The sequence below is a fragment of the Propioniciclava sp. MC1683 genome (genome assembly GCF_014164675.1).
Taxonomy (GTDB): Bacteria; Actinomycetota; Actinomycetes; order Propionibacteriales; family Propionibacteriaceae; genus Propioniciclava.
Map to the genome: position 1 here is coordinate 1 of NZ_JACJFX010000018.1, position 23595 is coordinate 23595.

The window sequence follows — 23595 nt, forward strand, 5'->3', positions numbered from 1 at the left end:
AGATCGCCCGTCGCAAGGCCAAGGGCAGCCGCGGCGGTCGCCCACCTGCCTTCGATCCCACCATCTACAAGGGCAGGAACGTGGTGGAACGCTTCTTCAACCGGATCAAGGAGTTCCGCGCCATCGCCACCCGCTACGACAAACTCGCTCGCAACTACCGCGCCGGCCTCGTCCTGGCCAGCACCATCATCTGCCTACGAGACCAGTTACGCGACACGCCCTAGGCCGTGGGGTCGGCGTCCGCCTGTCGGCGACGGCCCACCCACATCTGGCGCGGAACTACATTGACCGGCCATGGACAGGTCGACGCGCACGGGGGTGCTGGCGGCGCTCGGCACGGAGGCGCTGTACGGCGGCTCGTTCGTCTTCACCAAGGGCGTGACCGCCACGATCGACCCGTTCACGCTGCTGGCCTGGCGGTTCGCGACGGCCCTGGCCGTCCTGGGCGTGCTGGTCGCGCTGCGCGTCGTCCGGCTCTCCCTCGACCGCGCCGTGGTGAAGCCCCTGCTGGTGCTCGCGCTGCTGCAGCCGCTGGTCTACTACACGGCCGAGACGTACGGCGTCATGCGCACGACGGCGTCGGAGAGCGCGCTGATCATCTCGGCGATCCCCGTGGCGATGCTGGCGACGGCGGCGGTGCTCCTGGGGACCAGGCCCTCGCGGCGGCAGGCCGCGGGCATCGCGGTCACCCTGGTCGGCGTCCTCGTCACGGTCGTCGCCGGCGGCCTCTCGGCCCGGTTCGACGCGTGGGGTTACGCCCTGCTGTTCGTCGCCGTCCTCGCGTTCTCGCTGTACGCCGCCCTCGCGCACCGGTTCGCCCACACCCGCGACGTCGACCGGACGTTCGTGATGGTCGCCTCCGGCGCCGTCGTGTTCGGGACCATCGCCGCGGCCCAGCACGCCGCCGGCGGGACGCTGGGCAGGCTGGCCACGCTGCCGCTGGCGGAGCCCTCGTTCGGACTGTCGGTCGCGGCGCTGGCACTCGGGCCGACCATCGGGGCGTTCTTCCTGCAGAACGTGGCGATCCGGAACCTGGGCGCCACCCGCTTCTCGACGTTCATCGGCATCTCGACGCTGGTCACCCTCGCGCTCGGCGCCGCCGTGCTCGGCGAGCGGCTGGGGTGGGCCCAGTTGCTGGGCGGGGCCGCGATCCTGGGCGGCGTCTACCTCGCCAATCGTCCGCGACGGGGCGAGCCGGCGGCCCTCCCCGACCAGGCCGTGGCCTGATCGGGGAGGGACCGGTCAGGCGGCGGTGATCGCCCCGGTCAGGTAGGGCTTGCCGTCGCGGTTGGTGACGGCGAAGGCCGACCCGTCGGTGGCGAAGCCCACCTTGTTCGGCAGCAGGATCGGCTTGGTGAACCGCACGTCCACCGCGTACGCCTCGGGCAGGCGCGGGCCGAGCGCGGCGAGGGAGCGCGCGTGCGTCCACATGCCGTGCACGATCGGCCGCTTGAAGCCGAACAGCCGCGCGGTCAGCGCGTTGAGGTGGATCGGGTTCACGTCGCCCGACACCTCGGCGTACTGCCGGCCCAGGTCGCCGGGCAGGCGCCACTGCTGGCTCGGTGCCGGCAGCTCGACCACGGACGCCGCGGGCTCGGCCGGCTGCTCCCCGGCCGGGGCCTTGGCCCCGAGCGCCAGGTAGGTGCTGGTGCCGCTCCAGGCGACCTGGCCGCCCTTGCCGCGCACCTCGCCGATGACGTCGAACAGGGCGCCCTTGCGGTGGGCCCGGGCGTTGCCGGTGCGCACGATCAGCGCCAGTTCCTCCCCCACCCCGACGGGGCGGTGCAGCGTCATGCTGTTGGAGGCGTGGACCAAGCCGGCCAGGGCGTAGGGGAAGTCCTTCGCCGCGAGCAGCGCGGTCTGGAGCGGGAACGTCAGCACGTGCAGCCACGTCGCCGGCACCTGGTCGCGCAGGGTGAACCCGCACACCCGGTTGTAGGCGGCGAGGCGGGCCAGGTCCTGCTTGTGCGAGGCCACGATCGCGGACCGCTCGGGCAGCGGGCGGCCACCCTTGGCGCCGATCCCGCCGGCCACGCCCTTGACGAGCAGTGGGGCGATGGCGGGGAGCTCGGAGAAGACGAGGTCAGCCATGGTTCACCGCCCGATCAGGTTCTGGCCGCAGACCCGGATGACCTGCCCGTCGACGCCGCTGGAGGCGGGGTCGCACAGGTAGGCGATGGTCTCGGCGACGTCGACCGGCTGGCCGCCCTGCGACAGTGAGTTGGTCCGGCGGAACACCTCGCGCTGCACGTAGGGGATCTTGCCGGTCATCTCGGTCTCGATGAAGCCGGGAGCCACGCCGTTGGTGGTGACGCGGCTGTCGGCGAGCTCGTCGCGCATCGCCCAGACCAGGCCCATCACGCCGGCCTTGGACGCCGCGTAGTTGGTCTGGCCCTTGTTCCCGGCCCAGCCGGAGGTCGACGCGATGCCGACGATGCGGCCGTCCTCGGCGAGCGCGCCGGGGCGGTCGTGGTCGAGGAGGACCTCGTTGATCCGCATCTCGGCGGCGAGGTTGACGTCGAGCACGGACGCCCAGACCTTCTCGTCCAGGTTGGCCAGCATCTTGTCGCGGGTGATGCCGGCGTTGTGGACCATGGCCCAGATGCGGGCCTCGGGGCCGTGCACGCGGGCCACGTGGTCGGCGATGCGGGCGCCGGCGTCGGGGGCGGTGATGTCGAGCTGCAGGGCCGAGCCCTTGAGCTCGTTCGCCACCTGGGCGAGGCTCTCGCCCGCGGCCGGGATGTCGACCACCACGAGCTTGGCGCCGTCGCGGTGGAAGGTGCGCGCGATGGCCGCGCCGATGCCGCGGGCGGCGCCGGTGACGACGACGACCCGGTCGGCGAAGGGCTTGTCGGACGCCGCGCCCTCGACCGGGGTCTTGGCCGGGGCGACCCGCCAGACCTGGCCCGAGACGAAGGCCGAGCGGCCCTCGAGCAGGAACGACATCGTCGAGACGAGGTCGGACGCCTGAACGCCCTCGGCGAGCAGCACCAGGTTGGCGGTCGAGCCGCCGCGCAGCTCCTTGCCGACGGTGCGCATGATGCCGTCGATGCCCTGGGCCACGGCCTTGGCCTCGAGCCCGTCGACCGCGTCGGCCTCGGTGGCGAGGATGATGACGCGCCCGGACTTCTCCAGGCCCTTCATCACCGGGCGCAGCACCTGGCGGAGCAGCTCGAGCTGCGCGATCTCGCGCACCCCGGTGGCGTCGATGACGAGCGCGCCCGGCCGGGTCTCGTAGCGCGGCGGCTGCGGGCGGCCCTTCTCGTCGTCCGTGCGGTTGCCCGGCAGGTCGAGCAGGGGCTCGACCGGGCTGACGCCCACGGCGTCCAGCACCTCGGCGGCGATGCCGCCTCCGGGCAGGGACGCCAGCGCGACGGGCCCGGCGGGCAGCACCCGGCCGCGGCGCAGGCGCGGCGGCTCGGCGAGGCCGGCCTTGGCGGCGACCTTGCGGCCGACGGGGCTGGTCAGGATTCCCTCGAGGAGGCCGGTCATCACACCGCCTCCAGGATCGCGGTGACGGCCATGCCGCCGGCGGCGCAGATCGAGATGAGGCCCTTCGAGCCGGGGCCCTTCTCGGCGAGCATCTTGGCCAGCGTGGCGACGATGCGCCCGCCGGTCGCCGCGAAGGGGTGGCCGGTGGCCAGCGAGGAGCCGTTCACGTTGAGCCTGGCGCGGTCGATGGTGATGCCGCCCTGCTCGAGCGCGGCGAGCGTGGCCAGCACGGTGGACGCGAACGCCTCGTGGATCTCGAACAGGTCGATGTCCGCGGCGGTCAGGCCGTTGCGCTCGAGCAGTTCGGGGATGGCGCGGGCGCCGGCGAGCAGCAGGTCCTCGTTGCCGGTGACGTAGTCGGACGCCGCGACCTGCGCGTCCACGACCCTGGCCAGGACCGGCCAGTTCTGCGCGCGGGCGTGCGACTCCTCGGCGAGGAGGACGACGGCGGCGCCGTCGGTGAGCGCGGTGGAGTTGCCGGCCGTCATCGTGCCCTCCGGGCCGCCGAAGACGGGCTTGAGCTTGGCCAGGGCGGCGGCGGTGGTCTCGGGGCGGAGGATCTTGTCCTTGGCCACCTTCAGGAAGGGGGTGACCAGGTCGTCGAAGAAGCCGGAGTGCCACGCCTTGGCGAGGTTCTGGTGGGAGGCGAGGGTCAGGGCGTCCTGGTCCTCGCGGCTGATGCCCCACTTCTGGGTGGTCTGCGCCTGGGACTCGCCCATCGACAGGCCGGTGCGCGGCTCGACGACCGCCGGCGGGACCGGCGCGAGGTCGGCGGGGCGGACCTTGGCGAACGCCTTGATCCGGTCGACCGGCTTGCGGGCGTAGGAGGCCTTGAGCAGCGCGCGTCGCAGGCCCTCCTTCACCACGATCGGCGCGTCGGAGGCGGAGTCGACGCCGCCGGCGATGGCCGTGGTGGCCTGGCCGAGGCGGATCTTGTTGGCCGCGTAGATGACGGCCTCGAGGCCGGTGCCGCAGGCCTGCTGCAGGTCGATGGCCGGGGTGTGCGGGTCGAGGGCGGAGCCCAGGACCGACTCGCGGGTCAGGTTGAAGTCACGCGTGTGCTTGAGCACCGCACCGGCCACGACCTCGTCGACCTTGGTGCCGGCGAGCCCGAAGCGGGCCACGAGACCGTCGATGGCCGCGGTGAGCATGTCCTGGTTCGACGCCTGGGCATAGGCGGTGCCGGCCTTGACGAAGGGAGTGCGGTTGCCGCCGACGATGACGGCGTTGCGCTCGAGCATGGGTTCTCCTCTGTGGGAACGGGATTGACCGAAACTCAGGGTAGCAGGTACGTGAAGTTTCGGATACCCTCGGTACATGACAACTTCCGTGGACGGCCGCACCACGCGCTGGGCGGAGCACAACGCCCAGCGTCGGCGCGAGCTCGTCGAGGCCACCCTGCGCGCCATCCGGCGCAAGGGGCACGGCATCGGCATGGACGACCTGGCGGCCGACGCCGGGACGTCCAAGACGGTGTTCTACCGGCACTTCGGCGACCGCGCCGGGCTGTACGCGGCGGTGGTCGAGTCCGTGCAGGAGTTCATCCTGGGCAACCTGACCGGCCACCTGGCGTCCGAGCTACCCCCTGACCGGTTGGTGGCCCAACTCGCGGACGCCTACCTCGCCGTCGTCGAGGCCGACGGCGAGATCTACCGGTTCGTGTCCAACCGGCCGGGTGACTCGCCCGACCCGGTCCTGGGCATCACCAACCGGATCGGCGACGAGGTGTCGGCGGCCTTCCGCCGGTGGCTCGAGGCCGAGGGGCTCGACCCCGATCCCGCCAACATCTGGGGCCATGGCGCCGTCGGCTACATCTGGGCCGTCGCCGACCGGTGGATCCTCACCGACCTGCGGCGTCCGCGCGCCGAGGTCGTCGCCTACGTCAACCAGTTCTTCGTACCCGCGTTCGCCGCACAGACAAGGAAGTCCGCATGACCGCCACCGCACCCGCCCGCACCAGCTCCCTGACCGCCACCGGCGAGGCCCTGCGCCGCGCGCTCGACGGCCCGTTCCACGACGTCAAGCAGCGCTGGCGCGACGAGGTCACCGCCTCCGACTTCGTGCGTGACCCCGACTGGGACATCCCCACCGCCCGCGAGTGGGCCCTCGACAAGCTCCTGGCGCTCGCCGCCCGCGACTTCGCGATCGCCGGTTTCCCCGAGGCCCAGGGCGGCCGCGGCACGGTCGCCGAGTCGGTGGCCCACTTCGAGATGCTCGCCATGGGCGACCTCTCCCTGACCATCAAGTCCGGCGTCCAGCACGGCCTGTGGGGCGGCGCGGTGACCAACCTCGGCACCCAGTGGCACCACGAGACCTGGCTGCCCGGCACCATCACCGGCGAGGCCACCGGCTGCTTCGCCATGACCGAGCTCGGCCACGGCTCCGACGTGCAGTCGATCGAGACCACGATCACGTGGATCCCCGAGGACGGCGAGTTCGAGGTCCACTCCCCCACCCCGGGCTCGACGAAGGCCTACATCGGCAACGCCGCCACCCACGGCAAGTGGGCCGCGGTCTTCGGCCAGTTGATCGTCGACGGCGAGAACCACGGCGTCCACGTGATCGTCGTGCGCATCCGTGAGGAGGACCTCGGCGCGGTCGAGGGCGTCACCTGCGGCGACCAGGGCCACAAGGGCGGCCTGCTCGGCGTCGACAACGGCACCATCACCTTCGACCACGTCCGCGTCCCGCGCGAGCACCTGCTCGACCGCTTCGGCGGCGTGAACGCCGACGGCGTCTACGAGTCGACCATCGAGTCGCGCAACGCCCGCTTCTTCACGATGCTCGGCACGCTGGTCCGCGGCCGCATCTGCGTCGGTGGTGGCGCGGCGTCCGGCACCCGCAAGGCCCTCTCGATCGCCACCCGCTACGCCCTCAAGCGCACCCAGTTCCGCCAGCCGGGCCTGGGCGAGGAGATCCTGCTGCTGGACTACCAGACCCACCAGCGCAAGCTCTTGCCGAACATCGCCAAGGCGTACGCCTACGGCTTCGCGCAGAACGAGATCGCGCTGCAGCTGCAGCGCGTCACCGAGGCCGCCGGCTCCGACCCGACCGCCGCCCGCGAGCTCGAGACCCGCGCCGCCGGCATGAAGGCCCTGCTCACCCGCTGGGCCAACGACACCATCCAGGTCTGCCGCGAGGCCTGCGGCGGCGCCGGCTACCTGAGCGAGAACGGCCTGACCATGCTCCGCCAGGACGCCGACGTCTTCGCCACCTTCGAGGGGGACAACACCGTCCTGCTGCAGCTGGTCGCCAAGGCCCTGCTGCTGGACTACAAGAAGACCTGGGGCGACATGGACATGCGCGGGACCGCCCAGGCGACCGCCCGCATGCTGGGCGGCACGTTCCTCGAGCGCACCACCGCCAAGGCGGTCATCGACCGCATCCTGTCGGGTTCGAAGAGCAAGGACGTCGGCTCCCGCGCCTGGCACATCGAGATGTTCGAGGACCGCGAGAAGCACACCGTCGAGGGCCTGGCCAAGCGCATGCGCGCCGCCGCCAAGGCGTCCGACAGCTTCGCGGCCGTCAACGCCTGCCAGCAGCACATGCTCGCCGCCGCCAGGGCGCACACCGACCGCGTGGTGCTCGAGGCCTTCATCGAGGGCATCCACGAGTGCCAGGACCCGTACATCGCCTCCATCCTCGGCAAGGTCTGCGACCTGTACGCGCTGGCCACCATCGAGGAGAACCGCGGCTGGTACATGGAGCACGAGCGCTTCGACGGCGCCCGCTCCAAGGCCGTCACCGAGGCCGTGGACGCCCTGTGCCGCGACCTGCGGGGCAAGGCGCTGGAGCTCGTCGAGGGCCTGGGCGTCGAGGAGGGCTGGCTCAACGCCGCGATCCTCGACTGAGGACGGCTAGCGTGGGCTCCATGGAGCCCATCGCCAGCGCCCAGTCGATCCGCGACGCCGAGGCCGCGTGGTTCGCCGCCCACCCGGGCGGGGACCTCATGGGGGAGGCGGCCTCGGCGGTCGCACGCACCTGCGCCGAGGTGCTCGCCGGACGCGAGCACCTCGGCGTCCTCGTCGTTGCGGGACCGGGCAACAACGCCGGCGACGCGCTGTTCGCGGCGTCCGAGCTCGGTGAGCTGTGCGAGCGCCGGGTGCCGCTCTGGGTCTGGCCCGTGGTCGACGCCACCCACGCCGACGGGCTGGACGCGGCCCTCGCCGAGGGCGCCGTGGTCGTGGACGCCGCGGCCGCCCTCACGCTCTGCACGGGGGTGGGCCTCGTGCTCGACGGCGTCTCCGGGCTGGGCGGGAGGCCCGGCCTCCCGGACGCCGTGGCCGCGGTCGCCCGCGCGGCGCACGAGGCGGGCGTGCCCGTCGTGGCTGTCGACATCCCCTCCGGCCTGGTGGCCGACTCCCCCGTCGCGCACGACAGCTTCGTCGCCGACGTCACGGTGACCTTCATCGCCCGCAAGCTCGCCCACGTGGCCGAGCCCGCGGCGTCCCGGTGCGGCCGGGTCGAGCTGGTCGACATCGGGGTCGCTCCCCCGGCGGTCGACGTGTGGCGGGTCACCGCGGACGACCTGCGCGCCTGGTACCCCTGGCCCGGCCCCACCTCCGACAAGTACGCCCGCGGCGTGGTCGGGATCGACACCGGCACCGCCACCTACCCGGGTGCGGCCGTGCTCGGGGTCTCGGGCGCCCTGCACGCGGGGGCGGGCATGGTCCGCTACGCCGGGCCCGCCCGCGACGAGGTGCTGCGGGCGTTCCCGAGCGTAGTCGCACCGGTCGACCCGGCCGAGCCGGGGCGCGTCCAGGCCTGGGTGTGCGGTTCCGGCTGGCCGGGCGGTGACGCCGACCGGCTCGCCCGCCGGGTCGACGACTGGGCGCCGATGGTGCTGGACGCCGGCGCCCTCGACGGCCTGCCTGCCGAGCTGCCGGACGGCTCGGTGCTCACCCCGCACGCCGGGGAGCTGGCGCGCCTGCTGGGGGTGGAGCGGTCCGCCGTCGAGGCCGATCCCCTCGGACACGCGCGCCGGGCCGCCGCGGAGACGGGGGCGTGCGTGCTGCTCAAGGGGGCGTCCCAGTACGCGGTGGCACCCGACCGGACCGCGATCCTCGCCGAACCCGGCCCCGCGTGGACCGCCACCGCCGGCTCGGGCGACGTGCTCGCCGGGATGCTGGGCACCCTCCTCGCCGCCGGCGTTCCCTCGTTGTGGGCGGCCGCGCTCGCGGCGTCCCTGCAGGCCCGGGCCGCCGCCGCGCTGCCGGGCCCGCACACCCCCGAGGAGGTCGCGGCGCGCTCCCTGCCCGGGGTGGTCGCCGCGCTCCGAACCTGATGCAGCCGTGCATCAGGTGGGGAGCACGCCTGCACTAGGCTCGCTCGGGTGACCGACTCGCTCCTGCCACGCCTGGTCGCCGGCATCGATGCCGTGCTGCCCGAGGCGGCCTCGCTGCGCCGCGCCATCCACGCCGACCCGCACCTGGGCGGCGACGAGATGGACACCCGGGACTCGATCACCCAGGCGATCGACTGGCTCGACTGGCTGCCCGTCGCCGAGACCGGGGCGTACGCCCGCTTCGGCCCCGCCGGGCCGGCCGTGGGGCTGCGCGCCGAGCTCGACGCCCTGCCCATCACCGAGGCCACGGGGGTCGAGTGGGCCTCCCAGCGCCGCGGGATCATGCACGCCTGCGGCCACGACGTGCACATGGCCGCCCTGTGGGCGGTCGTCACCGCCGCGCGCGACCTCGACCTGCCCGTCGCGATGGTGCCGCTGCTGCAGCCGCGCGAGGAGGAGAACCCGCCGGGCGCGACCGACGTCGTGGCGTCGGGCTTCCTCGACGACGTGGAGGTGGCCGCGATGGTCGGCGTCCACGTGCAGCCGCAGGTCGAGAAGGGCGTCGTCTCCACCGGTGCCGGCGCGGTCAACGCCGCCTTCGACTCCTTCGAGATCACCGTGCGCGGGCGCGGCGGGCACGGGGCCTACCCGCACACCGCGCTCGACCCGATCACCGTGCTCGCCGCGATCGTCGGCGGGCTGGGCGAGCTGCCGCAGCGGATCGTGAACCCCATCCACCCCTCCGTGGTGTCGGTGGGCACGTTCAAGGCCGGCACCGCGGCCAACGTGATCGCCGAGACCGCCACGTGCACGGGGTCGATCCGCACCTTCCACGAGGCCGACCGGGTCGCCCTCCACGAGGCGATCGCGCGTCTGGCCGAGGGCACGGCGCTGGCCCGCGGCGCGACCGCCACGGCGACGTTCGTCCGCGGGGGGCCGGCGCTGGTCAACGACCCCGACCTGTCGCGCCGGGCCGACCACCTGCTGGGTGGGCTCGCGATCCCGGTGGCGCACGTGCCGTTCCGCTCGTGCGGATCGGACGACTTCTCCGAGTACGGCCACGTGGTGCCGTCGCTGATGAGCTTCGTCGGGGTCGGGTCGGAGGGGGGCGTCGGCCTGCACCACGCGCAATTCCTGCCCGGGCGCGGCGCTCTGCGCCTGTGCGCGGTCGCGCTGGCCGCCAACTACGTCGCGGCGGCGGCGCAGATTCGCAGCTGAGGCCCTTCCCGTTGGGGCGGGCCGATCGTTAGGGTGCCCTATCCGCCCAACGACGAACGGAGCCCCTGCAGTGACGCGTTACGCCAGCCCCGGGTCCAGCGACTCGAACATCGAGGTCAAGGACACCTACGGCCACTGGATCAACAACGAGTGGCGCGACCCCATCAAGGGTGAGTACTTCGACAACCCGACGCCGGTCACCGGCGAGGTGTTCACCCGCGTGGCCCGCGGCACCGCCGAGGACATCGACGCCGCCCTCGACGCCGCCCACGCCGCCGCCGACGCGTGGGGCAAGACCTCCCCCGCCGAGCGCGCGAACATCCTCAACCAGATCGCCGACCGGATCGAGGCCAACCTCGAGGACATCGCGGTCATCGAGACGTGGGACAACGGCAAGGCCGTCCGCGAGACCCTCAACGCCGACATCCCGCTGGCCATCGACCACTTCCGCTACTTCGCCGGCTGCATCCGTGCGCAGGAGGGCGGCCTCAGCCAGCTCGACGACACCACGGTCGCCTACCACTTCCACGAGCCGCTGGGCGTCGTGGGCCAAATCATCCCGTGGAACTTCCCGATCCTGATGGCCACCTGGAAGCTCGCCCCCGCCCTGGCCGCCGGCAACTGCATCGTGCTCAAGCCGGCCGAGCAGACCCCGTGGTCGATCCTGAAGCTGTTCGAGATCATCGGCGACCTGCTGCCCCCGGGCGTGGTCAACATCGTCAACGGCTTCGGCGTCGAGGCGGGCAAGCCGCTGGCGTCCAGCCCGCGCATCGCCAAGATCGCGTTCACCGGCGAGACCACCACCGGCCGCCTGATCATGCAGTACGCGAGCCAGAACATCATCCCGGTCACCCTCGAGCTGGGCGGCAAGAGCCCGAACATCTTCTTCGAGGACATCGCCGAGAAGAAGGACAACTTCTACGACAAGGCCCTCGAGGGCTTCGCGTTCTTCGCCCTCAACAACGGCGAGGTCTGCACCTGCCCGAGCCGCGCGCTCATCCAGGCGTCGATCTACGACGAGTTCCTCGCCGACGGCATCAAGCGCGTCGAGGCGGTCAAGCGCGGCCACCCGCTCGACACCGACACGATGATGGGCGCGCAGGCCTCGAACGACCAGTACGAGAAGATCCTCTCCTACATCCAGATCGGCAAGGACGAGGGCGCCAAGGTTCTCAGCGGCGGCAACAAGGTCGACCTCGGCGGCGAGCTGTCGGGCGGCTTCTACATCGAACCGACCGTGTTCGAGGGCGTCAACACGATGCGCATCTTCCAGGAGGAGATCTTCGGCCCGGTCGTCTCGGTGACGAAGTTCGCCGACGACGCCGAGGCGCTGCAGATCGCCAACGACACGCTGTACGGCCTCGGTGCCGGCGTGTGGTCGCGCCACGTGCACCGCGCCTACACCATGGGCCGCGCCATCAAGGCCGGCCGCGTCTGGACCAACTGCTACCACCACTACCCCGCGCACGCGGCGTTCGGCGGCTACAGGCAGTCCGGCATCGGGCGCGAGAACCACAAGATGATGCTGGCCCACTACCAGCAGACGAAGAACCTGCTCGTGTCCTACTCCCAGGACAAGCTGGGCTTTTTCTGATGGACGAGTGCCGGTTCGACGCCGTCGGGGTGGACGAGCTCGTCACCGACGGGCCCACGCGCGTCGCCCTCACCCCGGCGGCGGCCGACCTGCTGCGTACGGTGGTCGGCCGGCACGGGCCGGTGATGTTCCACCAGTCGGGGGGCTGCTGCGACGGCAGCGCGCCCATGTGCTATCCGGTGGGTGACTTCCTGACCGGGGACGCCGACGTGCTGCTCGGCACGCTGGCGGTGCCCGGGCTCGACCCGATCGAAGTCTGGATCGGTCGGGCCCAGTTCGAGGCGTGGAAGCACACGCGCCTCACCATCGACGCCGTCCCCGGACGCGGGGCCGGCTTCTCGCTGGAGGCACCCGAGGGCATGCGGTTCCTCACCCGGTCGCGGCTGTTCACGCAGGAGGAGAAGGACGCCCTGGGCCTGTGAGGCCGAGCCCGCGGCGTCCGGGCCGTGGAACGCCGTGTGGCACCACCGCGGTGCGAAGGGCGCGTCTGGCGCGCCTGCTGCACCGCGGTGGTGCCACACAAGGGTCGGGCCGACCCGCGGTCCGATGCGGGTCGGACCCACCGGCCGGGCACAGGCCCGGTCGGACCCACCGACCGGGGTGGAAGGATCCCCGGCCGGACAACCAGCTAGCTGGCGCCCATCAGGGCCAGCAGCACACCGCCGGCGACGACGGAGGCGACCTGACCGGCCGCGTTCGCGCCCATGGCGTGCATCAGCAGGAAGTTGTCGAAGTTCTCGCGCTGGGCCTCCTTCTGGACGACACGCGCCGCCATCGGGAAGGCCGAGATGCCGGCGGCACCGATCAGCGGGTTGAACTTGCCACCCGAGAACACGTTCATCAGCTTCCCGAACGAGACGCCCATGACGGTGTCGAGCACGAACGCGATCAGGCCCAGCACCAGGATCATCAGGGTCTGCAGGTTGAGGAACTTCTCACCGATCATCGTCGAGCCGATGGCCAGACCGAGGAACAGCGTGACGACGTTGGCGAGCTCGTTCGAGGACGCCCCCACGAGGCGCTCGACGACCTTCGACTCGCGCATCAGGTTGCCCAGCATCAGCATGCCGATCAGCGGCGTCGCGAACGGCACCAGCGTGCCGACGACGATCGTCACGATGATCGGGAACAGGATGCGCGTGCGCTGCGAGATCTCCCGCGACGTGTACGGCATGACGATGGCGCGTTCCTTGGCCGTGGTCAGCGCCCGCATGATCGGCGGCATGATGATCGGCACGAGGCTCATGTACGAGTAGGCGGCCACCGTGATGGGGGCGACCAACTCGGGCGCGAGCTTGTTCGACACGTAGATCGACGTCGGCCCGTCGATGGCGCCGATGATGCCGATCGAGGCGGCCTGGTTGTGGTTGAACCCCAGGAGCAACGCCAGCAGCAGCGTCAGGAAGATGCCGAACTGGCCGGCGGCGCCGAGCAGCACCATCTTCGGGTTCTCCAGCAGGGGCCCGAAGTCGGTCATGGCGCCGATGCCGACGAAGATCAGCAGCGGGAACATCTCGTTGCCCACGCCCATGTCGTAGAGCGCCTGGAGCATGCCGTGCTCCCCCACCATCGGCGAGAGGGGCAGGTTCGCCAGGATCGCGCCCGAGCCGATGGGCAGCAGGAGCAGGGGCTCGTACTCCTTCTTGATCGCCAACCAGATCAGGAGCAGGCCGATGGCGATCATCGTCAGGCTCTGCCAAGTGACGTTGTTGATCCCCTGCAGCAAGTAGTGCAGTGTGTCCGGACTCATCTCAGGCCTCGAACCTCACGAGGGTCTCGCCGAACTTCACCTGCTGGCCGGCCGCCACGTAGATCTCGGCGACGACACCGTCCTTGGGCGCCTTCAGCTCGTTCTTCATCTTCATGGCCTCGAGCACCATAAGCGAGTCGCCCCGCTTCACCGACGCCCCGACCGCCGTGTCGACGGTCAGGATCACGCCGGGCATGGGCGCGGTCATCTTGTCGCGACCGCCACCACCGGCGGCGGCTGCGGCGCGGGGCGCCCCACCTGGCGCCGTGGGTGCAGCCCCCTGCGTGGGTGCGGTGGCCGCCGGGGCTGGGGCGTCCGAGGCCAGGGGCGCGGACGCCGCGGGTGCGGCCGGGGCGGCGGCCACGGCGCGCGCGGTCACCGCGGGCGTGATCGCCGAGTGGGCCAGGTCGCGGTGGTCGTCGAGCGTGACGTCGACGAGGCGTCCGTCGATCTGGACGCGGAAGTTGTTGGCGCCGACGGCCTCGACGTCCACCACCTTGGACGTGTTGTTGACGCTGATCGTGTAGCGGCGCATGGCCTACCTCCGGGAGAACGGGTTGGTCTGGTAGCCCCGGCCGACGGCGAGCCAGCGGCTCGCGAAGAGCTGGCTGCCGGGCGCGTGGGCGCGGGTCTCGGGGCCGGCGGACCGGCGTCGGATCTCGGCGTGCTGGATGACGGCGACCGTGATCGCCGCGACCTGGTTCTCGTCCAGGCCGTCGGCGATGATCCGGACGGCGGGCGCCGCGGGCTTGGCCACGGCGTCCTTCGTCGGGTCACCCTCGCCCGGCATGATCGTGACCAGCTCCTGCTCGGGGTCGCTGCGGCGGGCCTTGAGCGTGGGCGCTCCGGTCCCGTCGAGGCGTCCGATGATCATCAGGACGGCCATGAGTGCCAGCAGCAGGGCGAAGACCACGCCCATGCCGACGACCATCATCATCAGGCCCCAGGAGAGGTCATCCATCGTGGGGAGACTTGGCATCGGGGTTCGCTCCTTACACCGGGAAGAGGCCGTGCTTCTTCGGGATGGTCTGCGTGACCTTGGTCCGCAGCACCTCGAGGGCACGGATCAGGCGCGGACGGGTCTCGCGGGGCTCGATGACCTCGTCGATCTGGCCCACGTCGGCGGCCTGGTAGGGGTTGAAGAACTTCTCCTTGTACTCGGCGATGAAGCGGGCCTCCTCGGCCTTCGGGTCCTCCGCCGCCTCGATCGCCCGGCGGTTCAGCAGCCGCGCGGCCCCCTCGGCGCCCATGACGGCGATCTGGGCCGACGGCCACGCGAACGCGACGTCGTTGTTCATCTGCTTGGAGCTCAGCGCCACGTACGAGCCGCCGTACGCCTTGCGGGTGACGAGGGAGATCTTCGGGACGGTCGCCTGGCAGTACGCGTAGATGATCTTCGCGCCGTGTCGGATGACGCCGTTGTACTCCTGCTCGACGCCGGGGAGGTAGCCGGGGCAGTCCACGAACGTGATGAGCGGGATGTTGAACTGGTCGCACAGCGTGATGTGCCGGGCGATCTTGTCCGAGGCGTTGATGTCGAGGCAGCCGGACATGACCTGCGGGTTGTTGGCGATGTAGCCCACCGCGTGGCCGTCCAGTCGGGCGAACCCGACCAGGGCATTGGCGGCCCAGTCGCTGTGCAGCCCGAACATCGAGTCGCGGTCGAAGACCTGGGCGAGCAGGGCGTTCATGTCGTACGGGACGTTGTCATCCTCCGGGATGTGGTGGTTCAGCGTCTCGTCCATGCGGTCGGCCGGGTCGTACGGCTCGAGCTGCGGCGGGTCCTCGGTGTTGTTCTGCGGCAGGTAGCTGAGCAGCTGCTTGGTCTTGCGCAGCGCGTCGGCCTCGTCGGTGGCGAGGACCTGCGCGACACCCGAGGTGGCGTTGTGCACCCAGGCTCCGCCGAGCTCCTCGGCGGTGACGTCCTCGCCCGTGACGGTCTTGATGATGTCGGGGCCGGTCAGGAACATGTTCGAGGTCTGGTCGACCATGATCGTGATGTCGGTCAGCGCCGGGCTGTACACCGCGCCGCCGGCGCAGGGGCCCAGGATCAGCGACAGCTGGGGCACGACGCCGGACGCCTTGACGTTGCGGACGAACACCTCGCCGTAGGCGGCCAGCGAGCGGACGCCCTCCTGCACGCGCGCGCCGCCGGAGTCGTTCAGGCCGATGACCGGGATGCCGGCCTCGATGGCCAGGTCGAGGATGCGCGAGATCTTGTTCGACTGCACCTCGGAGAACGAGCCGCCGAGCACGGTGAAGTCCTGGGCGTAGACGGCCACGCGGCGTCCGCCGATCTTGCCGAAGCCGGTGATGATGCCGTCGCCGGGGAAGCGCTGCTTGTCCATCCCGAAGTCGGAGTTGTGGTGCGTCGCGAGGGCACCCAGCTCCTGGAAGGAGGCCTCGTCGAGGAGGATCGACAGCCGCTCGCGCGCGGTGAGCTTGCCCTTGGCGTGCTGGGCCTCGATGCGCTTGGCGCCACCTCCCTCGAGCGCCTGTTGCCGCTTGGCCCGAAGTGTCGCCAGTTGGTCACTCATCAGGTAGAACCTCGTCGTCATTGGGGAGATATGGGCGAAATGTGCCTACTACGCACGGTAGCAGTGACCTCTCCGTGACCCAGAAATTTGGGTGGCAACTACCAATGTCCGGACGTTCGCCGCTCAGTGCGTGGACGTCTCCCCGACAACCCCGGCAACCCCGTGGTCAGGGCACCAGGTGCGTGAACACGCCGATGAGCAGGGTGGTCGCCGCGGCGAGGGCCAGCGACAGCTCGACGAGCATCCCGAGGCCGACGGACTTCAGCGCCGCCCAGGAGGTCGACGCCGCCTCACGCAGGTTGCGCACCCGCGCGTACTCGGACGCCAGCAGCCCGACCGTGAAGCCGATCGGAAGCCCCAGGAAGGGCAGCACGAAAAGTCCCACGACCCCGCACACGAGGCCGATGACCACCGAACGGTTGGGGATGGAGCGTTCCTTGAGCCGGCGTCCGGTGATCAGGTACTGGGCACTCATGCCGGCCACGACGAACAGCGCGCCGATGCCGAACACGAGCCAGCCGAAGGGCGACCCGCCCCAGACCGCCCACACCAGCAGGCCACCGAGGATCGCGATGCTCCCCGGCAGCACCGGGACGACGATCCCGCACACGCCGACGACGACGAGCACGACCGACAGGGCGGCGATCAGTTCCACGGGCACCCGGTCAGGGTACAGACGACAGGGTCGTCAGCACAGGCTGTCGGAGCACGGAAGGCAGGCTCTTGGCGCAGGGAGGGCAGGCTGTCGGCCCCGGGGCCGGCCCCGGTCAGGCCAGGGAGACGAGCTCGGCGTACTCGGGGCTCCAGAGGTCCTCGTCGCCGTCGGGGAGGATCAGCACTCGGTCGGGCTGCAGGGCCTCGACGGCACCCTCGTCGTGGGTGACCAGCACAGTCGCGCCCGCGTAGGTGCGGATCGCCTCCAGCACCTCGCGGCGGGACGCCGGGTCGAGGTTGTTCGTGGGCTCGTCCAGCAGCAGCACGTTGGCGGCGGAGACGACCAGCATCGCCAGGGCCAGGCGGGTCTTCTCCCCGCCCGACAGTACGCGCGCGGGCTTGTCGACGTCGTCGCCGGTGAACAGGAACGAGCCGAGGATCTTGCGCACCGCGGTGTCGTCCAGGTTCGGCGAGGCCGAGACCATGTTGTCCAGCACCGAGCGGGAGACGTCGATGGTCTCGTGCTCCTGCGCGTAGTAGCCCAGCTTCAACCCGTGCCCGGGCACGACCTCGCCGGTGTCGGGGGCCTCGATGCCGGCCAGGATGCGCAACAGCGTCGTCTTGCCGGCGCCGTTCAGCCCGAGCACGACCACGTTGGCGCCGCGGTCGATGGCCAGGTCGACCCCGGTGAACACCTCCAGCGACCCGTAGTGCTTGGAGAGGTCGGACGCCGTCAGCGGCACCCGGCCGCACGGCGCGGGCTCGGGGAACCGGATCTTCGCGACCCGGTCGACCGCCCGCTCCCCCTCGGTGGCCGCGAGCATCTTCTCGGCACGCTTGGCCATGTTCTGCGCGGCGGTCGCCTTGGTGGCCTTCGCCCCGAGCTTGGCGGCCTGCTCCAGCAGCCGGGCGGCCTTCTTCTCGGCGTTGGCGCGCTCGCGCTTGCGGCGCTTCTCGTCGACCTCGCGCTGGACGAGGTACTTCTTCCAGTCCAGGTTGTACTGGTCCAGCTCGGCGCGGTTGGCGTCGAGGTGGAAGACCTTGTTCACCACGGCGTCCAGCAGCCCGGTGTCGTGGCTGATCACCAGCACGCCGCCGGGGTAGTTGGCGAGGTATGCGCGCAGCCAGACGATCGAGTCGGCGTCCAGGTGGTTGGTCGGCTCGTCCAGCAGCAGGACGTCGGCGCCCGAGAACAGGATGCGCGCCAGCTCGACGCGGCGGCGCTGACCGCCCGACAGGGTCTCGATCGGCTGGCCCAGCACGCGGTCGGGCAGGCCGAGGTTGGCCGAGATGCGGGCCGCCTCGGACTCGGCACCGTAGCCGCCGGCGGAGTCCAGCTCGGCCTCGGCGCGCGCGTAACGGCGCATGGCCTCGTCGCGGGCGTCGTCGGTGTCGGCGTCCGCGATGGCCGCCGAGTACGTCGCCAGCCGGCGCAGGATCGAGTCCAGCCCACGCGCGGACAGGATGCGGTCGCGGGCCAGCTGGGAGAGGTCGCCGGTGCGCGGGTCCTGGGGCAGGTAGCCGACGAGGCCGGTCCGCGAGACCTGGCCGCCGGACGCCATCCCCTCGCCCGCCAGGATCTTGGTCATGGTGGTCTTGCCGGCGCCGTTGCGGCCGACGAGGCCGATGCGGTCGCCCGACGCGATCTGGAAGTTCGTGGGTTCCAGGAGGGTGCGGGCGCCGACGGCCACCGAGAGCTCGCGCGCGACAATCACGAGGGGCGAGTCTACCTCCCCCCCGGCCGGCCCGGACGCCGCGGGCTCAGCCTGTCGCGAGCTCCAGCAACGCCTCGTGGGCCAGCGCCGCGTACACGGCCATGGCCTCTCCGATCACGGCGTCGTCGAACCACGCGGTCGCCGAGTGGTTGTAGGTGGTGTCGGCCAGGTCGCGGCCCGCGGGCACGCCGGAGTAGAACACGAACGCCCCGGGCACCTGCTCCAGCACCGCCGAGAAGTCCTCCGACCCGGCCAGCGGGTCGGGCATGTCGGCGTAGCGCTCCCCCACCAACCCGCCCACGACCCGGGCGACGAAGGCCGCGGCGTCCGGGTCGTTGACCGTGGGGCCGACGCCCTGGCGGTACTCGACCTCGGCCCGGCAGCCGTGCGCGGCGCACACGCCCTCGACGAGGGCGACCAGCAGCCGCTCGACCTTCTCCCGCGCCCCGGGCGAGAACGAGCGCACCGACATCTCGAGGTGGCACCGCTCGGGGATGACGTTGGCGGCCCCGCCCGCGTTGGCCACGCCCACGTTGACGACCACCGGGTCGGACGCCGGGAACTTCTTCGCCACCATCGTCTGGACCGCGAGGATCACCTCGGCCATGACGGGCACAGGGTCGTTGGCCAGGGACGGGGTCGAGCCGTGGCCGCCGGTCCCGACGATGTCGAGGTACAGCGTGTCGGCGCCGGCCATCAGCGTTCCGGGGCGCGTGGCCCAGCGGCCGCTGGGCAGGACCGAGCTCAGCACGTGCAGCCCGAACGCGCGGTCGACCTTCCGCCCGGCCGCCTCGAGGACGCCCTCGGCCACGTGGCCGCGCCCCTGCGCGTCGGGTTCTGGAAGCCGCTCGTGGACAACCACCAGCAGGAGGCCGACGACCTGTGGACCCCCAACCACCTGCAGATCATGCAGTCCTCCATGCGCAACGTCGAGTGGCGCACGGACGGCAACGCGGTGGTGGTGGAGTACGACGTCAGCGTGGCGCGTCACGCTCGAGGGCGTCGCCACCGTGCGCGTCACGGGCGAGCCCTACGGCGACTACCGCGACATCATCCCGCGCATCGGGCTCAGCCTCGAGGTGCCAGGCGACCTGCGCCGAGTGGAGTGGTTCGGCCGCGGACCGGGGGAGAACTACCCCGATTCGAAGGCAGCCAACACCATCGGTTTCTGGGAGACGACCGTCGACGACATGATCACCCCGTACGTCGTCCCCCAGGACTACGGCAACCGAGGCGACACCCGCTGGATGGCCATCACCGACGACGCGGGCGTGGGTCTCCACGTCAGCCGCCCCAGCGCCGATGCCGGCTTCCACTTCTCGGCGTGGCCCTACACCGAGAAGGACCTCGACGAGTCCGCGCACCGCACCGACCTGGTCGAGCGCGACACCGTCACCCTCAACCTCAACGACCAGGTCATGGGACTCGGCTCCAACTCGTGGGGATCCGAGGTGCTGGACAGCTACCGCACCCGGTTCGAGTCATTCGACTACAGCTTCACGCTGCGTCCCACCCAGGAGGCCTGACATGCGACTGATCACCCGAGCCGAACTCACCGGCCACAAGAAGTGGATCCGGACCCTCGAAGCGCTGGAGGCCGCGCCGGGTCTCGCCGCCGGAGTCGCGTACTCCATCGGTGACTCCCTGACCTACCGCAAGGGCTCGACCGCCGACCTCTCCACCGAGGACTTCGTCGGCCGCCGCCGCTACCACCTCGTCGTCGCGCCACTGGATGGCGACGCGGCCGTCGAGATCGCCCCCAAGGCCAGCCTGGCCGAGCAAGGCGCCTACTCCGACCTCACCGACCGGCAGCCCTTCGCTGGTTCGGGCGAGACGGTGCGCGTCCCCCAAGGAGAGGTGCTCGTCGTCGACATCGACGAAGCCGCCCGCATCCTGCCCGATCCCGCCGCGGAGGCCGTCGTCCTCCACGTGACGGTCGAGGGCGCAACGTTCCACAACAAATAAGGAAGTCGTCGAACCATGACAACGACCAACCGCGCGAAGATCGGCATGTTCGCGCTGCTCACCATGACGGTGGCCGCGGTGTTCAACATCCGCAACGTGATCAACAACAACGTGGCGATCGGGCTCGCCTCCGCGCCCGCATTCTTCTTCGCCACGCTGCTCTACTTCATCCCATTCACCCTTGTCATCGCCGAGTTCGTGGCGCTGAACAAGAACTCTGAGTCGGGCGTCTACCAGTGGGTGAAGACCTCGATGGGCGGCCGCTGGGCCTTCCTGACGGCCTTCTGCTACTGGTTCGTCAACCTGTTCTACTTCGCCTCGCTGCTGCCCCTGATCCTCGTCTTCGCGTCGTACCTGTTCTACGGCGAGGAGAAGCAGCTCTCCCAGCTGTGGATCACCCTGCTGTCGATCATCATCTTCGCGATCGCCACCTGGGTCTCGACGAAGGGCGCCAAGTGGATCGGCTCCGTCACCTCGATCGGCGCCACGCTGGTCCTCCTGCTGACCGGCGCCTTCATCCTCCTGTCGCTGGCCGGCCTGCTCGGCGGCGTCGAGCCCGCGACCCCGATCACCGGTGCCGCGATGACGCCCGACTTCTCGACCTTCGCGACGGCGTGGGCCTTCATGGGCACCTTGGCCTGGATCATCCAGGGCGTGGGCGGCGCTGAGTCCTCCGCCGTGTTCCTCAACGACCTCCGTGGCGGCGTGAAGGCGTTCGTCCGCACGATCGTCCTCGCCGGCATCGTCATCGCCCTGCTCTACGCCACCGCGTCGCTCCTGATGAACGTCTTCGTGCCGGTGGGCACCCTCGACTACTCCAACGGCATCTTCGTCGTCATGGGCGCCGTGGGCGAGTACTTCGGCCTCTCGGCCGGCCTCGTCACCCGCGTCGTCGGCGTGATCCTGCTGGCCGCCACCCTCGGCTCGCTGCTGATGTGGACCTCGACCCCGGTGAAGATCTTCTTCTCCGAGATCCCCAAGGGCATCTTCGGCGGCAAGCTCGTGGAGCTCAACGAGGACGGCATCCCGTGGCGCGCCGCCTGGCTGCAGTTCGCGATCGTCGTCCCGATCCTCGTGATCCCGGCGCTCGGCTCCGGCAACATCAACGACCTGCTCGGCATCGTCATCAACATGACCGCCGCCACGGCGCTGCTGCCTCCGCTGCTGATCCTGCTCGCCTACTTCGTCCTGCGCCGCAAGTACGACAACGTGGCCCGCGAGTTCCGCATGGGCAGCAAGAGCTTCGGCCTGGCCGTCGCGTCCTTCCTGCTCGTGGTGTTCGCCTTCGTGTTCATCGCCGGCACCATCCCGTTGGGCCAGGAGATCTGGCTGACCCTCGTCTACAACGTGGGCGGCGTGGTCGTGTTCCTCGGCCTGGCCATCCTCTGGTACGAGCGCTACATCAAGCGCCTGAAGGTCTCCGACCCGAAGGCCGCGGCCGACGAGCTGCGTCCCTCCGCCGAGCAGATGCCGCGGCGAGTACGTTCCGCCGGCAGAGCAGGGCGATCCGACGCCCGCGTCCTGACCCCTCACACGAGAGCGACCCCCGGCACCCGCCGGGGGTCGCTGTCGTGTGTCACCAGACCCAGACGGCGATGCCCCCGCGCTCGGCCTCCATCACGACCTGGTTGCCCTCGACCCGGATCCCGCTGCCGAGCGCCAGGCGGCCGGACTCGATGCCCGGCAGCAGCGCCGTCGGAACGGTCTTCTGCCCGGTCGCCTCGCGAGCGGCGACCACCAGCGCCGACCCCTGCCGCGACTCACGCACGAACGCGACGGCGTCCTCCGTCGCCCCGATCCAGCGCAGCCCGCCGTGGCGGAGGGCGTGCGAGTCGCGCCGCAGCGCGCCCAGCTCGCGCACTGCCTGGAGGGTGCCGGTCGCCCACGTCTCCTCGGCCTGCCACGGGAAGGGGCGGCGCCCGTACTCGCCGGTCTCACCGACCAGACCGATCTCGTCGCCGTAGTAGACCATCGGCACGCCGGGCAGCGTGTGGGCCAGGCCCAGCGCGGCCATGGCGCGACCCTCGTCGCCCACCCGCCAGCGGATCCGACCCGTGTCGTGGCTGCCCACGATGTTGAACGACGCCGTCGTCACGGCCCAGGGGACCTGCGCCATGAACTCCGCCATCGTCTCGATCATCGCCGGTCCGTCGATCGACGGCAGCAGCCGCGTCACCGAGAAGTGGGCGTCCTCGGCATTGGTCGAAGGCCGCTCGAGCCAGCCCCACACGGGCCGGGAGAACGCTGCGTAGTTCATGGCGCCGTGCCAGGTGCTGCCGTCGACGTCGTGGTGGAGGTCGTAGAAGTGCTCGGCCACCAGCCAGCGGTCGCCCTCGGCGTCGACGGCGGCGCGGGTCCGCGCGGCGACCTCGCGGTTGAGGTCGATCCCGCCCAGGCGGCCGGTCATGTTGGCCACGTCGATGCGCCACCCGTCGAGCCCGAACCGTAGCCAGCGTCGGATTACGCCATCCTCGCCGTAGAGGCGCTCGGTGAGCCCGGGCGAGGCGTGGTTGAGCTTGGGCAGCGACTTGAACCCGAGCCAGCAGGCGTAGCCGGGGTACTCGTCGGTCCAGTAGTAGAAGTCGCGCTCGGGGGCGTTCCCATCGTTCTGCGCGGCGAGGAACCACTCGTGCGTCGCGCCGGTGTGGTTGGCGGTGAAGTCGCCCATCACCCGGATGCCGCGGGCGTGGCAGGCGTCGATGAGCCGGCGCATGGCGTCGTCGCCGCCCAGCAGGTCGTCGATCCGGTCGAACGTGCTGGCGTTGTAGCGGTGGTTGGTGTCGGCCGGGAACGCGGGTGTGAGGTAGAGCACGGTCGCGCCCAGCGAGGCGATGTGGTCGAGGCGCTCGATGATGCCGTCGAGGTCGCCGCCGTAGATCTGGCGGTGTTGCTGCTGGTCGTAGGTGCGCAGCGGCTCGTCCCAGCGGGCGCCATGTGCCCACTCGGGAGTCGGCCGCTCGTCGGCGCGGGCGCTGCGCGCGAACCGGTCGGGGAAGACCTGGTAGACGACGGCGTCGGCCACCCAGGCGGGCGCGGCGGTGGTGATGAGGCGGAAGTCGGCCGCGTCGGTGACGTCTCGACGGTGGACGCCGGAGCCGTTCAGCCAAGCGGTGCCGCCGTCGGCCATGACGAGGAACCAGCGGTACTGGAGGGTCAGGTTGTCCACCAGCACCCGCGCGGCCCACCACTCGTCGGGCCCGGGCCCGTCGGTGGGCGCGGCTGCGACGAACGCCGCCTCGCCGTCGTGCATGTGCCGCAGGTGCACCGCTGCCACCTGGCCGGCGGGCACGCGCACGCGCAGTTCGACGGTGTCGCCCCGGTGGGGGTGGGGGTCCGAGACGTAGAGCTCGGAGGGGTCGTGGTGGGGCTGGCCGAGGAAGGTCACG

20 protein-coding genes and 2 pseudogenes are annotated in these 23595 nt (G+C 71.1%); 11 read left to right on the top strand and 11 right to left on the bottom strand.

The features are described from left to right. Together H5397_RS11250 and H5397_RS11255 are read left to right on the top strand one after the other, a co-directional pair. Positions 1–224: transposase (locus tag H5397_RS11250; protein ID WP_182814264.1), on the top strand; the 224-nt coding region annotated here is incomplete at its 5' end. Positions 225–294: 70 nt separating this feature from the next. Then, complete coding sequence (locus H5397_RS11255; protein WP_182817502.1) at positions 295–1227, top strand: DMT family transporter; 933 nt, start codon at positions 295–297, stop codon at positions 1225–1227. Positions 1228–1242: 15 nt separating this feature from the next. Here the strand turns inward: H5397_RS11255 and H5397_RS11260 are convergent, their stop codons facing one another. Genes H5397_RS11260 through H5397_RS11270 form a run of 3 tightly spaced genes read right to left on the bottom strand, consistent with a single transcriptional unit; the run spans position 1243 to position 4733 of the window. Then, positions 1243–2091: a MaoC/PaaZ C-terminal domain-containing protein gene (locus tag H5397_RS11260; protein ID WP_182817504.1), complete on the bottom strand. Its 849-nt coding sequence runs from the start codon at positions 2089–2091 to the stop codon at positions 1243–1245. 3 nt (positions 2092–2094) lie between these two features. Further along, complete coding sequence (locus H5397_RS11265; protein ID WP_182817505.1) at positions 2095–3492, bottom strand: 3-oxoacyl-ACP reductase; 1398 nt, start codon at positions 3490–3492, stop codon at positions 2095–2097. Then, complete coding sequence (locus tag H5397_RS11270) at positions 3492–4733, bottom strand: acetyl-CoA C-acetyltransferase (protein WP_182817506.1); 1242 nt, start codon at positions 4731–4733, stop codon at positions 3492–3494. The genes H5397_RS11265 and H5397_RS11270 overlap by 1 nt, the downstream gene beginning before the upstream one ends. A gap of 76 nt (positions 4734–4809) precedes the next feature. Here H5397_RS11270 and H5397_RS11275 point away from each other — a divergent pair, with 76 nt between their 5' ends. The 6 genes from H5397_RS11275 (at position 4810) to H5397_RS11300 (ending at position 12010) form a co-directional block, all read left to right on the top strand. After that, entirely contained in the window at positions 4810–5427 is a 618-nt protein-coding gene (locus tag H5397_RS11275; RefSeq protein ID WP_182817508.1) for a TetR/AcrR family transcriptional regulator, read from the top strand. After that, the gene (locus H5397_RS11280) at positions 5424–7343 is read left to right on the top strand and encodes an acyl-CoA dehydrogenase (protein WP_182817509.1); all 1920 of its coding nucleotides are present in this window, start codon (positions 5424–5426) and stop codon (positions 7341–7343) included. Before H5397_RS11275 ends, H5397_RS11280 begins: the two co-directional genes overlap by 4 nt. A 20-nt stretch (positions 7344–7363) precedes the next feature. Beyond that, positions 7364–8776: a bifunctional ADP-dependent NAD(P)H-hydrate dehydratase/NAD(P)H-hydrate epimerase gene (locus H5397_RS11285; protein WP_182817511.1), complete on the top strand. Its 1413-nt coding sequence runs from the start codon at positions 7364–7366 to the stop codon at positions 8774–8776. A gap of 48 nt (positions 8777–8824) precedes the next feature. Beyond that, positions 8825–9994 carry a M20 family metallopeptidase gene (locus tag H5397_RS11290; RefSeq protein WP_182817512.1) on the top strand — a complete coding sequence of 390 codons (1170 nt, stop codon included), beginning with the start codon at positions 8825–8827 and terminating at the stop codon, positions 9992–9994. Between the two features lie 70 nt (positions 9995–10064). After that, positions 10065–11588 (top strand): aldehyde dehydrogenase family protein, encoded by a 1524-nt coding sequence (locus H5397_RS11295; protein ID WP_182817514.1) that lies wholly within the window; start codon positions 10065–10067, stop codon positions 11586–11588. Continuing rightward, complete coding sequence (locus tag H5397_RS11300) at positions 11588–12010, top strand: DUF779 domain-containing protein (RefSeq protein ID WP_182817516.1); 423 nt, start codon at positions 11588–11590, stop codon at positions 12008–12010. The genes H5397_RS11295 and H5397_RS11300 overlap by 1 nt, the downstream gene beginning before the upstream one ends. Before the next feature lie 206 nt (positions 12011–12216). On the opposite strand, the gene H5397_RS11305 is transcribed toward H5397_RS11300, so the two are convergent. The 7 genes from H5397_RS11305 to H5397_RS11335 all read right to left on the bottom strand — a co-directional run bounded on the left by H5397_RS11305 (position 12217) and on the right by H5397_RS11335 (position 19142). Continuing rightward, the gene (locus H5397_RS11305; protein ID WP_182817518.1) at positions 12217–13338 is read right to left on the bottom strand and encodes a sodium ion-translocating decarboxylase subunit beta; all 1122 of its coding nucleotides are present in this window, start codon (positions 13336–13338) and stop codon (positions 12217–12219) included. A gap of 1 nt (position 13339) precedes the next feature. Further along, on the bottom strand, positions 13340–13873 hold the full coding sequence (locus H5397_RS11310; RefSeq protein ID WP_182817519.1) for an acetyl-CoA carboxylase biotin carboxyl carrier protein subunit: 534 nt from the start codon (positions 13871–13873) through the stop codon (positions 13340–13342). 3 nt (positions 13874–13876) lie between these two features. Beyond that, a complete protein-coding gene (locus H5397_RS11315; protein WP_182817520.1) occupies positions 13877–14299 on the bottom strand; it encodes an OadG family transporter subunit in 423 nt (140 codons plus the stop codon). 31 nt (positions 14300–14330) lie between these two features. Continuing rightward, positions 14331–15896 carry an acyl-CoA carboxylase subunit beta gene (locus H5397_RS11320; RefSeq protein WP_220492207.1) on the bottom strand — a complete coding sequence of 522 codons (1566 nt, stop codon included), beginning with the start codon at positions 15894–15896 and terminating at the stop codon, positions 14331–14333. A gap of 145 nt (positions 15897–16041) precedes the next feature. Further along, positions 16042–16536, bottom strand: a complete 495-nt coding sequence (locus H5397_RS11325) for a DUF456 domain-containing protein (protein ID WP_182817523.1) — start codon at positions 16534–16536, stop codon at positions 16042–16044. A 106-nt stretch (positions 16537–16642) separates the two neighbouring features. Then, positions 16643–18244 (bottom strand): ABC-F family ATP-binding cassette domain-containing protein, encoded by a 1602-nt coding sequence (locus H5397_RS11330; RefSeq protein ID WP_182817524.1) that lies wholly within the window; start codon positions 18242–18244, stop codon positions 16643–16645. A 46-nt stretch (positions 18245–18290) separates the two neighbouring features. Next, positions 18291–19142: a M20/M25/M40 family metallo-hydrolase gene (locus H5397_RS11335; protein WP_309224348.1), complete on the bottom strand. Its 852-nt coding sequence runs from the start codon at positions 19140–19142 to the stop codon at positions 18291–18293. A gap of 70 nt (positions 19143–19212) precedes the next feature. On the opposite strand from H5397_RS11335, the pseudogene H5397_RS11340 reads away from it, so the two are divergent. The 3 genes and pseudogenes from H5397_RS11340 to H5397_RS18335 all read left to right on the top strand — a co-directional run. Continuing rightward, positions 19213–19770, top strand: a pseudogene (locus H5397_RS11340) (beta-galactosidase small subunit); the annotation flags it as partial. A gap of 1 nt (position 19771) precedes the next feature. After that, entirely contained in the window at positions 19772–20209 is a 438-nt protein-coding gene (locus H5397_RS11345) for a beta-galactosidase subunit beta (RefSeq protein WP_182817528.1), read from the top strand. Between the two features lie 45 nt (positions 20210–20254). Then, positions 20255–21553, top strand: a pseudogene (locus tag H5397_RS18335) (amino acid permease); the annotation flags it as partial. A gap of 232 nt (positions 21554–21785) precedes the next feature. Here the strand turns inward: H5397_RS18335 and H5397_RS18895 are convergent. Then, the gene (locus H5397_RS18895; RefSeq protein ID WP_220492208.1) at positions 21786–23594 is read right to left on the bottom strand and encodes a glycoside hydrolase family 13 protein; all 1809 of its coding nucleotides are present in this window, start codon (positions 23592–23594) and stop codon (positions 21786–21788) included. Position 23595: the final 1 nt, after the last annotated feature.

What these genes read in the sequence shown, in the direction of transcription:
- H5397_RS11255 (WP_182817502.1), top strand. Translation starts at nt 295, where the DNA reads ATGGACAGGTCGACGCGCACGGGGGTGCTGGCGGCGCTCGGCACGGAG.
- H5397_RS11260 (WP_182817504.1), bottom strand. Translation starts at nt 2,091, where the DNA reads ATGGCTGACCTCGTCTTCTCCGAGCTCCCCGCCATCGCCCCACTGCTC.
- H5397_RS11265 (WP_182817505.1), bottom strand. Translation starts at nt 3,492, where the DNA reads ATGACCGGCCTCCTCGAGGGAATCCTGACCAGCCCCGTCGGCCGCAAG.
- H5397_RS11270 (WP_182817506.1), bottom strand. Translation starts at nt 4,733, where the DNA reads ATGCTCGAGCGCAACGCCGTCATCGTCGGCGGCAACCGCACTCCCTTC.
- H5397_RS11275 (WP_182817508.1), top strand. Translation starts at nt 4,810, where the DNA reads ATGACAACTTCCGTGGACGGCCGCACCACGCGCTGGGCGGAGCACAAC.
- H5397_RS11280 (WP_182817509.1), top strand. Translation starts at nt 5,424, where the DNA reads ATGACCGCCACCGCACCCGCCCGCACCAGCTCCCTGACCGCCACCGGC.
- H5397_RS11285 (WP_182817511.1), top strand. Translation starts at nt 7,364, where the DNA reads ATGGAGCCCATCGCCAGCGCCCAGTCGATCCGCGACGCCGAGGCCGCG.
- H5397_RS11300 (WP_182817516.1), top strand. Translation starts at nt 11,588, where the DNA reads ATGGACGAGTGCCGGTTCGACGCCGTCGGGGTGGACGAGCTCGTCACC.
- H5397_RS11305 (WP_182817518.1), bottom strand. Translation starts at nt 13,338, where the DNA reads ATGAGTCCGGACACACTGCACTACTTGCTGCAGGGGATCAACAACGTC.
- H5397_RS11310 (WP_182817519.1), bottom strand. Translation starts at nt 13,873, where the DNA reads ATGCGCCGCTACACGATCAGCGTCAACAACACGTCCAAGGTGGTGGAC.
- H5397_RS11315 (WP_182817520.1), bottom strand. Translation starts at nt 14,299, where the DNA reads ATGGATGACCTCTCCTGGGGCCTGATGATGATGGTCGTCGGCATGGGC.
- H5397_RS11320 (WP_220492207.1), bottom strand. Translation starts at nt 15,896, where the DNA reads ATGACGACGAGGTTCTACCTGATGAGTGACCAACTGGCGACACTTCGG.
- H5397_RS11345 (WP_182817528.1), top strand. Translation starts at nt 19,772, where the DNA reads ATGCGACTGATCACCCGAGCCGAACTCACCGGCCACAAGAAGTGGATC.